The sequence below is a fragment of the Crocosphaera sp. UHCC 0190 genome (assembly GCF_034932065.1).
Lineage (GTDB): Bacteria > Cyanobacteriota > Cyanobacteriia > Cyanobacteriales > Microcystaceae > UHCC-0190.
Genome location: NZ_JAYGHP010000001.1, coordinates 17,285 through 29,399 on the forward strand (window position 1 = coordinate 17,285; position 12,115 = coordinate 29,399).

The window sequence follows — 12,115 nt, forward strand, 5'->3', positions numbered from 1 at the left end:
TAGAGAGACAAAAATTGTCTAGTTAGGGTTTATCTTTTATTTTCTTTTTACTTAAAAATGTAAGTTATTCTGGCTCTAGCGAACCTAGTATGTAAAACGATTAAAAATTACAGGCTTAAACCCGATCGGGTTAAGCTATAGGAACTAAGCCTGGCTACCCAGGCTGAAAATTAGGCTGTGTAGACAGCCTTTGTGCTTATAGAATAAGGCTTTAGCCTGTATTCATTTATTGATTTTACATGGCAAGTTCGGTAGAACCGTTATTCTTTGAATAATTCACATTATAGGTTCGGTAGAATCGGATTTCTTGGTTTTTGTTATCATAAACTTAATTCGTGGATAAGTCTATTATAATACAAATTAAATACCAACTTGCTCCAATATTATTGTTAACTTTCTAGGAAAAGATTCAGTCTAAAATTTAGATAAAGATATCTTAACTACACCATGAATAAACGGATTATACAGATTGCGAGTACCTTTACTATTCTAATCGGAACATTCGTTTTGCTTGGATGGCAATTTGACATTGACTTAATAAAGTTCGGTTTTCCTAATAGCCCTTCAACCATGAAACCGAATACTGCTCTATGTTTTATCTTAGCAGGTATGGCCCTGGGACTATTACAGTTAGAATTAAGAATTAAAAAAGCAAAGATTAAAAGATCACTAAATTTTTTGAGCTTAAATCTTTCAGGTTTAATTATTTTAATTTCATTACTCACCCTCAGCGAGTATCTCTGGGGTTGGAATTTGGGGATTGATGAGAGCTTGTTTCTGGATATTACACCATCACCCACCACCCTTTATCCAGGAAGAATGGGAGAAGGCACCGCATTTAACTTCTTGTTAGTGGGGATTAATCTCTTACTGTTGCGAAAAAAAGCGAAATGGGCAGATTGGTTGGCTCAAATGTTGAGTATTTTGATGATTGAGATTGCTTTGCTCGCTGTGGTTGCGTATCTGTTTAAGTCAGATATTCTCTACCAATTAGTAGCACGAATAACTTCCACTGCTCCTCATACGGCGATAACCTTTATTGTCTTGAACATTGGTTTACTGGGAACTTGTTATCGTCAGGGATTTATGGAACCCCTAACTAGCCCATTAGTAGGAGGCATAATGGCAAGGCAGTTATTGCCTTGGTTAATTGTCTATCCCATTTTAGTCACTTGGCTGACATTTCAGGGACAACAATTGGAATTGTTCGATGCTGCTTTTGGTTACGCCCTTGGGGGAATTGTGATAGTGCCGACATTCATTATTTTAACTTGGTGGACAGCGCGATCGCTTAATAAATTAGAATCAGATCGCCAACAGGCAGAAGTTCTTATGTGGCAACTTGCAGCTATCGTAGAATCCTCTGAAGATGCCATTATTAGTAAAACCCTAGAGGGGGTGATTCTGAGTTGGAATGTTGGCGCGGAAAAACTATTTGGTTACAAAGCCGAGGAAATCATTGGTCAATCCATACTTCAGTTAATTCCAGAGACTCAACAGCAAGAAGAAGGGGAAATTCTCGCAAAACTCAAACAAGGAGTCAATGTAAAGTCTTTCGAGACAGTGCGACAACATAAAGATGGCAGCTTAATCAATATTTCTTTGACTGTTTCTCCTGTTAAAGATAAGCAAGGCAAAATCGTTGGTGCATCAAAAATTGCCCGTGATATTAGTTTTCGGAAGCAAGCCGAGAAAAAACTCCAGGGAATGCAAAAGCTACAAAAAGAACGCCAACTTCTTGAAACCATTCTCGAAACCATCTTAGCTGGATACTGGGACTGGAATATTCGAGATGATCACGAATACTTAAGCCCCACTTTTAAGAAAATGTTTGGTTATGAAGACCACCAGTTGCCCAATACTCCAGAGTCTTGGCAGCAAATGATCGTTCCAGAAGATTTACCAGGAGTCTTGGAATGTTTCGAGCAACACATTAAAAGTCGCGGTCAAATTCCCTACTACAACGAGGTAAGATATCGTCATAGGAATGGTTCTATCATTTGGGTGATCTGTTCTGGCCGTGTCATTGAGTGGGATAGCAAAGGAAATCCCCTCCGCATGGTGGGTTGTCACATTAACATTAGCGATCGCAAACACATCGAACAGCAACTTGAACTGCAAGATACAATAGTGAGAACTATGGCAGAAGGGGTGTGTTTAGTGAAAGCAGCAGACGGGACTATCGTCTATGCTAATCCTAAATTTGAGCAGATGTTTGGTTATGAAACAGGGGAATTAGTGGGTCAATTTGTGGCCATTCTTAACCATCAAACGGACACCATGGACGCTCAAGCAATTGGTAAAGAAATTATGACAAGGATTGGGACTTTAGGGGAATACTCTTACGAAATTTATAATGTTAAAAAGGATAGCACCCCCTTCTGGTGTCGGGCAACCACATCTCAGTTTCAACATCCAGAATATGGGATTGTTTATGTAGCAGTGCATGAAGACATCACTCAACGCAAAACCCTAGAACAAGAATTAGCCAAGTATCAGCAACGAATTGAGCAAGAATTGGCTCATAGTCAACAACTGTTGAATGCCTTTGTTGCCAGTGCGCCTGTAGGTATGTGCGTTGTTAATCGTCAATTGTGTTATACCTTAGCTAATGAAGCCCTAGCAGAGATTAACGGTATTTCTGTCCCTGATCATCTAGGCAAAACCCCTTGGGAAATTGTACCTGATCTAGCTTCAACCTTAGTAGAAATGTTTCAACAAGCCTTTACCAGTGGCGAAACTATTTTAGAAGCTGAAGTGATAGGAAAAACACCAAAGTTTCCTGGGGTAACACGAACCTGGTTAGTTTCTAATTTCCCGATTCTTAATAATGTTTCTGGAAATGACGAACCGCGTTCTGAGAACAACAAAGAGACAATTGATCGCTTGGGTGTTATTTTTACAGAAATTACAGAGCGAAAAAAAGCGGAAGAACAAATTAAAGCCTCACTGCGAGAAAAAGAAGTATTGTTGCAAGAAATTCACCATCGTGTTAAGAATAATCTCCAGATAGTAGATAGCTTGCTACAATTACAAGCTCGGCGAACCAAAGAAGAAACAGTGGATAGTATTCTCCTCAAAAGTCGGCAGCGAATTAAGACCATTACCTTAGTTCATGAAAAACTGTATCTCTCGGAAAACTTCGCCAAAATTGATTTTTCTGACTACATCCACAGTTTGACTTCTACCTTATTGGAGTCCTATAAAATGAGTTCTCGTCAAACTGCTTTGACGCTCAATATTATTCCTATTGCCTTAGATATTAACACTGCTGTTCCCTGTGGCTTAATTCTCAATGAATTGATCTCCAATGCAATTAAGCACGCATTCCCTAGAGATCATCAGGGACATATTTGGATAGAGCTTCATGAAAATCCACCGAATCAACTTATCTTGAAGGTTAGGGATAACGGTATAGGTATTCCTAAAAACATCAATCTGCAAACTACTCGCTCTCTAGGATTAACCTTGGTTCAAGGTTTGGTGGGACAATTAGAAGGAAACCTTGAGATTGACAGTGATCAAGGAACCCTCGTTACCATTACTTTTCCCATGCCATCTGAAAATTAAAGTATAATTGATTTTATTTAGTTTTACCAATTATTTTACAGTCCAAGTTCTTTTAAGTTGCTAATAGTAATATGACATTCTCAAAAAAACTTGATTCTCAAGAACAAGCAATACCAACCCGTATTCTTATTGTAGAAGACGAGAGTATTATTGCTTTCAACTTACAGGAGATTTTAGAGTTTCTGGGATATGATGTGGTTTCTACTGTCGTCTCTGGGGAACAAGCCATTGACAGAGCGGCTCAGTTGTCTAGTGACCTTATCCTTATGGACATTCGACTTAAAGGGAAAATGGATGGTATTGAGGCAGCCCATCAAATCTGGGAGCAGTTTGAGATTCCCACCGTTTATCTTACTGGTTATTCAGACAAAACCACTTTAGAAAAAGCTTTGTCGAGTTCTCACTTCGGTTATCTTCTTAAACCTATTAATGAGAGAGAATTGTATGTTGCCGTCGAATCTGCTTTACAGCGAGCCGCAAGAGAACGCTGGATTAGTGGCATCATTAAAAACATCGGAGATGCGCTGATTGTTGTTGATATCGAAGGGCGTATTCAGTATCTAAATCCCCTAGCGGAAACCCTGACGGAGTGGAAACTCAATAACGCAAAAGAGCAACCCTTGATGGAAGTTTTTAACGTTATTCAACAAAAAACTGGTTTGCCGATTGAACATTCTGTCAAGAATGTCATTGAGGAGGGCAACCCGATTTATTTAGATAGTGATCTTTTATTAGTGACCAAAAAGGGTCATTCCCTTGCTGTATCTATTAGTATGTCCCCTTTTCGGGATAATAAAGACACATTGACTGGTGTTATTCTAGTCTTTCAAGACACTACGGCTCGGCAAAAAGCGCAAGAGACGCTACGAGAACAAGCTGAACTGATTAATCTGACCTATGAAGCCATTTTTGTCTGTAATGCTAACGGAGAAATTATTTTTTGGAATCGCAGTGCTCAATTCCTTTATGGTTGGACAAGCAGTGAAGTTGAAGGAAAAATCGCGGATGAACTGCTCAAGACCGAATTTCCTTTTGATAGCCCTGATGTACAACGAGTGATACAGGAGAAAGGACAGTGGGAAGGGGAACTCACTCACACACGACAGGATGGGACAAAAATCATAGTGGAAAGCCGTCAAGTCTTGGTACGACAGGGAAGTGAGGGTAGAATAAAAGGAGTTCTTGTGGTTAATCGAGACATTACAGAGCGCAAACTGGCCGAGACGAAATTACAGTATCAAGCATTGCACGACGCTTTAACTGGATTGCCCAATCGTTTGCTTTTGACAGAGCGCATTGAAGGAGCGATTAAACGCTCTCAACGCAAACCTAACTCTCTGTATGCCCTTCTATTTATTGATCTTGACCGTTTCAAAAATATTAATGATAGTTTAGGTCATCTGGTCGGCGATCAGTTATTGGTAGCGATTTCTCAACGATTGGCTCTTTGTGTTCGTGAAAGCGATACCGTATCTCGTTTGGGAGGAGATGAGTTTGTTATTTTTCTAGATGAGCTTCAATATGAGCAAGAAGCCCTAAAAGTTGCTGAACGTATCTTTGAGCAATTAAAAGACCCTATCATCATTGACGGACGGGATATATTAGTTACTGTTAGTATTGGCATTGCTTTCAATACAGATCACAATTCTTCCGCGACAGAGCTTTTGCGTAACGCTGATTTAGCGATGTATCGTGCGAAAGAACAAAATGGGTCTGCCTATGGGATATTTAATCCCAGTATGCACGAGCGGGCCCAAACCTTGTGGGAATTAGAATCGAATCTTCGCTTAGCGGTGGAACGTCAGGAATTTTTTTTAGTCTATCAACCTATTTTTTGCCTAACGACGGAAACCCTCATTGGGTTTGAAGCACTTGTACGCTGGCAGCACCCACAACAGGGTTTAATCTCTCCTCTTGAGTTTATTCCCATGGCCGAAGAAACGGGATTAATGGTTCCCCTCGGAGAATGGATACTGCACGAAGCTTGTCAACAATTAGTCCTATGGCAGCAACAATATTCTCAAGCTCATTCTTTGAAGATGAGTGTCAATGTTTCCAGCCAACAAATGGAAATGGCGAATTTTTTGGATAGATTTGATCAGATTCTTGAAGCGACAAGACTGCCAGCAACTAGCTTGGTATTAGAAATCACAGAAACTTTGCTAATGCGAAATTTAGAGGCAGCGACAGCGTTGTTATTAGAACTCAAAAAACGTCAAATTCAGATCAGTATTGATGATTTTGGCACAGGTTATTCTTCTTTGAGCTACTTGTGTTATCTGCCTGTTAATTCTTTAAAAATAGATCGCTCTTTTGTCACAGAAATTGATGCCAAAAGTGAGAATTTAAAAATTGTTCAAGCTATTATCAGTTTAGCTAAACAGTTGAATCTTGATGTTGTTGCTGAAGGAATAGAAACCCAGGAAAATTTATGGCAACTCCAAAAACTAGACTGTCAATATGGACAAGGATATTTCTTTGCTGAACCTCTAGAAAGTTCCCAAGTAGAGCAATTAATTCAGCAATCTTGTCTACAATTATAGATAAACTGAAATTTTGCTTCAGGGACTTCCAGAGCATAAAAGGCCCAAGGAAAAAATTATTATTTTTGGCTAGAGATTTATTTATCAATTAGAGAGACTTTTTAGAATAATATTAAAGATTTGCAAAGAAATCGACAGCCATGTCGTCACAAATACCATACTTGCCTTATTCTAAAGAATAGTGTTTTCAGTAGAGATTGGAATTTAAAAGGTTTCTATTCATTGATATTCTCAAGAAAAGAGAGTGAGACAATCCTTCTTTTTAAGGGGTATAAGAATCCTGAGTTATTTGATTTTGCTTACCCCACATATTAAACACTGATAACCCATAATTGAATAAATGCGTTGTTTAAACTGTCACCTTGATGATCTTCCCGACAAAACCCAATTGTGTCCCAACTGTGGGGCGCAGGTATTATCATTGTTACAGGAAGTCTTACCCAAGGGAACCCAACTGCGATCGCACACTTACTGTCTTGATGATGCGATGGGAAAAGGCAGTTTTGGGATCACCTATCGGGCCCATCATAGCGCATTAAATAATCCTGTAGCTATTAAAGAATTTTATCCCGTAGAATACGCGTCAAGAAATCCCGAAACCAAGCTATTAATTATTCCTCAAAAATATCAAGATGCTTATCAACGAAGTTTATACCGTTTTTTAGACGAAGGAAGGATTTTAGCCAAGTTACAACATCCCAATGTTGTGAAAGTAAGGGACTTATTTGAAGAAAGAGATACAGCTTATTTAGTCATGGAATTGGTGCGGGGAAAAACTCTATTAAAAGAATTAGAAAACCAACCAGAAAATAAACTATCTCCAGAAAGAGTAGAAACCTTAATAGGACAGTTAGTTGATGCTTTAATGACCATTCATGAAGCGGGTATTTATCATCTCGATTTAAAACCAGAAAACATGATATTAACTCCCGATGATCAACTAATTTTAATTGATTTTGGGGCAGCGACTTTAGCGACGGATGCTAGACGAAAAAGAACCCGTTCCTTTACGGAATGCTATGCGGCCCCAGAAATCATGTCAGGGGGAGAAGTTGGGCCAGAAAGTGATATTTTTGAAGTAGGGATGATCCTCTATGAAATGTTAACTGGAAAGTTACCCCCACCAGCCATGACTCGCGTCTTAGAAAATGATACTTGGCAACCAGAAGGCTTAGACTATCCCTGGCATATTTTGATCACAAATGCGTTAAAAATACAAAGAAAAGATCGCCCACAAACTGTAAAGCAATGGTGGCAACAAAGACAAGAAAATGATGAAAATTACATTTCTATTGAAATTAAAAATATTGAAACCCTACAAGGACAATTTATTTTACCATTACTAAAACAACAGGGTATGACCCAAAGACTTGGTAAAGGATGTATCAAAAAAGTTATTCCTATTAATAATAATGAAGTGTTAGTTTTGTCCGCAGGAGGTGCATCTTTACTTGATTTTAATACCCGTATTGCCCATTGGGAAATTGACTGTCCTACCCAGGGTGGTACTATCAGTCACAATCAAAAATTATTAGCCTTAATTTGGCAACAAAATATTTATCTTTGGGATCTCACCCAAGGAAAATTATTAAGACAATTACAAGGCCATTCCAAAAAAATTAATGATGTTGCTTTTAATAAAGATGGGTCATTATTAGTTTCTGGCAGTCGGGACGAAACCTTAATCTTATGGGATACAAAAACCGGAGAAAAACGCCATGAATTGTCGGAACCGATGGGTTGGATAACAGCAGTTGCTGTCAGTGAAGATGGTCAATTTGTCGCTTCCGGTTGCTATGATGGAAAAATTAGAATTTGGGGGGCTATATCTGGTCAAGAATGGCGATGTTTAGAAGGTCATTCTCAGGCCATAGAAAGTTTAATCTTTAGTCATAATGGCAAATTATTAGCATCAGGAGGACGCGATCGCCAGATCCGTTTGTGGGACGTAACCTCTGGTAAATTGCAACAAATATTAGAAGGACATACCGACTGGATAACGACCTTAAGTTTTGCTAAAAATGATCAATATTTAGCCTCTGGTTCCAGTGTCGGTGATAAAACAATTCGGGTTTGGTCTTTAGCAGATAGACAAGAAACGCAACGACTAGAAGGCCATTGGAATTCAATTACGGCGATCGCCTATTGTCCCGATAACAATTATCTAATATCTGGGTCTGCGGACTATACCGTACGTCTTTGGGATCTGATCAAGGGGGAAACTGTCGAACAACTCCATCAACATACGAATTGGGTGTATAGTGTGGCTTGTAGTCCTGATGGTCGCTGGGTGGCCACGGGGAACAATGACTGGACAATTCGTCTTTGGGACATCATAGAACGGCGAGAAGTTCATATTCTCCAAGGTCATGAAGATGCGGTGTCTAGCGTCGCTTTTTGTCCTGATAGTTGCTGTTTTGTATCGGGAAGTTGGGACGAAACCCTACGGTTATGGGATGTCCATAGCGGAAAATGTTCCCGTGTGTTGCAAGGTCATCAAAATTGGGTGAGGAGTGTTGCGGTGAGTCCCAATGGTCAATGGGTTGCGTCAGGAGGTTGGGATAAAACGGTTTGTCTGTGGGATATTTCCTCAGGGTGGCCGAGTTTTAAGGGCAGTAAACCTACTCGTATACTTCAAGGCCATTTAGATGATATTGAAGGGGTTGCCTTTAGTCCTGATAGCCAATTAATTGCCAGTGCAAGTGATGATAAAACCATTAAAATATGGGAAGTAAGTTCAGGGCAACAAGTGCAACAATTAGAAGGTCATAAGTACAATGTAGAAGGAGTCGTCTTTAGTCCTGATGGTCAATTTGTTGCTTCGATTAGTCGGGATAAAACTGTCAGGTTATGGCATATTATTTCTGGGAAACAAATTCACAAGTTTCGGGGCCATTTGAGTTATGTTAAATGTGTGGCCTTTAGTCACGATGGTCATTATATTGCTTCGGGAGGAAAGGATAATATGATTGCCCTTTGGGATTTGGTTTCGGGGGAGTTAATTCAGTTAATTCAAGGTCATACTAATTGTGTTAATAGTATCGCTTTTAGTGGGGATGGTTCTTTCTTAGTGTCTGGGGATAATGATGGAGTTGTTAGGTTGTGGAAAGTACAGTTAGGGAATTCAGAAGTTGAGTAGGGGCCAGTTTTTAAGAAAAATATATGATTTTCCCGATTGTTTATCATCCTCAATATGTTGTCCCCCTTCCTGATGGCCATCGTTTCCCGATGGAAAAGTTTCGCCTACTCTATGAATTATTATTAATTGATGGTCTGGTTAAACCTGAAAATATTTATATTCCAGAATTTCCTGAATTGTCACTATTAGAATTAGTTCATACCCCGGATTATGTGAGAGCGTACTGTCAAGGAACCCTAGATAATAAAGCACAAAGACGCATTGGTTTGCCTTGGAGTGAGGCATTAGCAAAACGGACTTGTATCGCTGTCGGTGGGACTATTTTAACCGCTAAATTAGCCTTAAAGTTTGGCTTAGCTTGTAATACCGCAGGTGGAACCCATCACGCTTTTCCAGGTTACGGTTCGGGGTTTTGTATCTTTAATGATTTAGCGATCGCTGTCCGTGTTTTACAACAATTAAAGTTAGTAAAAAAGGTTCTTATTGTCGATCTTGATGTTCATCAAGGGGATGGGACAGCTTGGATTTTTAAAGATGAACCGACGGTGTTTACTTTTTCGATGCACTGTGAGGCTAATTTTCCTGCTAAAAAACAACAAAGCGATCTCGATGTTCCCTTAGCAGAAGGGTTAGATGATGATGGTTATTTACAAATATTATCCCAATATTTACCTGATTTACTATCACAATTTAAACCAGATTTAGTATTATATGATGCGGGGGTTGATACCCATGTTAATGATCGTTTAGGAAAATTATCCTTAACAGATACGGGAATTTATCGCCGAGAAATGCAGGTATTAAGTATTTGTATTGCGGCAGGTTATCCGGTGGCTAGTGTTATTGGGGGAGGCTATGCTAAAGATATGAAATCGTTAGTTTATCGACATTCTTTATTACATCGTGCCTCAAAAGATGTTTATCAATTTTATCGCTTATAGTTAATTAAAATAACTATCAACTATAAGCCTAAATGTTGTTTTAAAGCTTGACTCATCACTTCGGTAGGAACTGGTTGTTGTAACCATAATTCTAAGGCAGAGGCTCCTTGATAAACTAACATATCTAATCCATCAATAGTCATTAAACCTTGTTGTTGTGCTTCTTTGAGAAATTGGGTGGGACTAGGAATATAAATGAGATCGTAAGCAATAGCATTTAAAGGAAGTTTTTTCCATAAATCACTTTGAAGGGGAGAATGATTACTATGAGGAAACATCCCAATAGGAGTGGTATTAACTAACAATTCTGTTTCTGATAATATCCCTGGTAATTCATCCCAAGAATACACATCAATAGAAGCTTTAAGCTCACTATTAGACCAACTTTGTTGAAATTGCCTTAACTTATCCTGATCCCGTCCTACCACTCGAATTTTAGGACATCCTAGTTCTGATAATCCTACTAAAACTGCTCTTGCTGCACCTCCATTTCCTAAAATTATAGGAACGATATTTGACCATTTTTTTGTCAAGGATTTTAAAGGAGATAAAAAGCCAATGACATCAGTATTTGTTCCTTTCCATCCTGTTTCTGTGTACCAAACAGTGTTAACTGCACCCACTAATTTAGCAGTTGTGGTAATTTCTGATAGCAAAGGTAAGATGGCTTGTTTATGAGGAATTGTAACATTAAATCCCTGGACTCCAATAGTAGCAAATCCAGCAAAAGCAGTAGCTAAATTTTGCTGTTTGACAGGAAAAGGAATATAAACATAATCGACACCTAATTGACTAATTGCTGCATTTTGCATCACAGGGGATAGAGAATGTTCAACAGGATCGCCAATAATACCGAGGAGCTTTGTTTTGCCAGTAATTGTCTGCATAGGGAAGATTCATGATTAAGAGATCATTCTTTATTTTAATCTAATATAATCAGCATACTCAATTTTTTTCCGCCTATACCTTATGATAATTTATTCTCGAAAATCCGTAAAAATTTGTAGAGACGCTTTGTATAACGTCTCTACATCAATCGGTCTATCTTAATCTGATTTGGGATAAATATGAGGTCGATAGGGTGAAAATTATAGCTGTCATAATGTTGACGGTTGCTATCATTTTTTCTTAAATCTTAACGTCCCTAATCCTAGGGTTATAATAATACCAAAAAGATTGTTAGGTTCAGGAACTTTTGCCGTATTAAAATCTAGTTCCACACTAATTTCTGTGTCAGTACCTTGTCTTAACCAAATGGAATAATCTCCAGGCCCTAAAGGCAACTTAAAGCCAGTTGCCCCAGGAAACCAGCCGATGGTGCTTCCTGATGTTCCAATAACCCCTAGATTACGGAGATTTTGCTTTAATTGATCTTCTGTAACTCCTGATGGAAACTGAGCAATTTGTTCAGGTGTATAAGGATTATTGTCAGCTTCTTGATTAACAACAATATTTAATCCTGAAGTGATTGGATCTAAATTAGACAGTGCCATCTCCGTTAGAATTTTGTTCGTACCGACTTGTGTACTGCGGAGATGAGACCAACCTAAAAGACCCTCTGCTGGATTAGAATTAGCAGTATTAGAAAAAACAAAGTCAAAACTTGGCCCTTCCTCTATAGCAATGAAAGCAATGTCTTCAAAAAAAGGCGATGTATTCCAAGACTTCAGGAAGATTTCTGTGAGGACTTGTCCTTGGGGAATATTAAAAGTAAAGTAGTCAGGATCTGGATTAGAACCCCGATTAAAGGTTGCTTTGAGGGTATTTTTTCCCAGGTTGAGGGAACCCAGTGATGTCGGTGTTGAACCCACATCTGATAAATCTCCATCTGAGACTTCATCATAGAAAGAAAACCCTTGAGCAGCCGTCTCTATACCAAAACTAGCGATAAAAATGAATGAGCTTATGAGAATATTTTTCAT

The 12,115-nt window shown here is 38.8% G+C and carries 6 protein-coding genes; 4 read left to right on the plus strand and 2 right to left on the minus strand.

The window, feature by feature from the left end; all coding sequences use genetic code 11:
• Nucleotides 1-447: 447 nt before the first annotated feature.
• From VB715_RS00100 to VB715_RS00115, 4 genes are all read left to right on the plus strand, one after another.
• Nucleotides 448-3,570 (plus strand): PAS domain S-box protein, encoded by a 3,123-nt coding sequence (locus VB715_RS00100; protein WP_323299165.1) that lies wholly within the window; start codon nt 448-450, stop codon nt 3,568-3,570.
• Nucleotides 3,571-3,641: 71 nt separating this feature from the next.
• Nucleotides 3,642-6,113 carry an EAL domain-containing protein gene (locus tag VB715_RS00105; protein ID WP_323299166.1) on the plus strand — a complete coding sequence of 824 codons (2,472 nt, stop codon included), beginning with the start codon at nt 3,642-3,644 and terminating at the stop codon, nt 6,111-6,113.
• 340 nt (nt 6,114-6,453) lie between these two features.
• Complete coding sequence (locus tag VB715_RS00110; RefSeq protein WP_323299167.1) at nt 6,454-9,252, plus strand: protein kinase domain-containing protein; 2,799 nt, start codon at nt 6,454-6,456, stop codon at nt 9,250-9,252.
• Nucleotides 9,253-9,275: 23 nt separating this feature from the next.
• Complete coding sequence (locus VB715_RS00115; RefSeq protein WP_323299168.1) at nt 9,276-10,193, plus strand: histone deacetylase; 918 nt, start codon at nt 9,276-9,278, stop codon at nt 10,191-10,193.
• Between the two features lie 20 nt (nt 10,194-10,213).
• On the opposite strand, the gene VB715_RS00120 is transcribed toward VB715_RS00115, so the two are convergent.
• Nucleotides 10,214-11,080, minus strand: a complete 867-nt coding sequence (locus VB715_RS00120; RefSeq protein ID WP_323299169.1) for a shikimate dehydrogenase — start codon at nt 11,078-11,080, stop codon at nt 10,214-10,216.
• Nucleotides 11,081-11,311: 231 nt separating this feature from the next.
• Nucleotides 11,312-12,115 carry a PEP-CTERM sorting domain-containing protein gene (locus VB715_RS00125; protein WP_323299170.1) on the minus strand — a complete coding sequence of 268 codons (804 nt, stop codon included), beginning with the start codon at nt 12,113-12,115 and terminating at the stop codon, nt 11,312-11,314.

Excerpts from the sequence above, each read along its gene's own strand:
- VB715_RS00100 (WP_323299165.1), top strand. The coding sequence starts at position 448 with ATGAATAAACGGATTATACAGATTGCGAGTACCTTTACTATTCTAATC.
- VB715_RS00105 (WP_323299166.1), top strand. The coding sequence starts at position 3,642 with ATGACATTCTCAAAAAAACTTGATTCTCAAGAACAAGCAATACCAACC.
- VB715_RS00110 (WP_323299167.1), top strand. The coding sequence starts at position 6,454 with ATGCGTTGTTTAAACTGTCACCTTGATGATCTTCCCGACAAAACCCAA.
- VB715_RS00115 (WP_323299168.1), top strand. The coding sequence starts at position 9,276 with ATGATTTTCCCGATTGTTTATCATCCTCAATATGTTGTCCCCCTTCCT.
- VB715_RS00120 (WP_323299169.1), bottom strand. The coding sequence starts at position 11,080 with ATGCAGACAATTACTGGCAAAACAAAGCTCCTCGGTATTATTGGCGAT.
- VB715_RS00125 (WP_323299170.1), bottom strand. The coding sequence starts at position 12,115 with ATGAAAAATATTCTCATAAGCTCATTCATTTTTATCGCTAGTTTTGGT.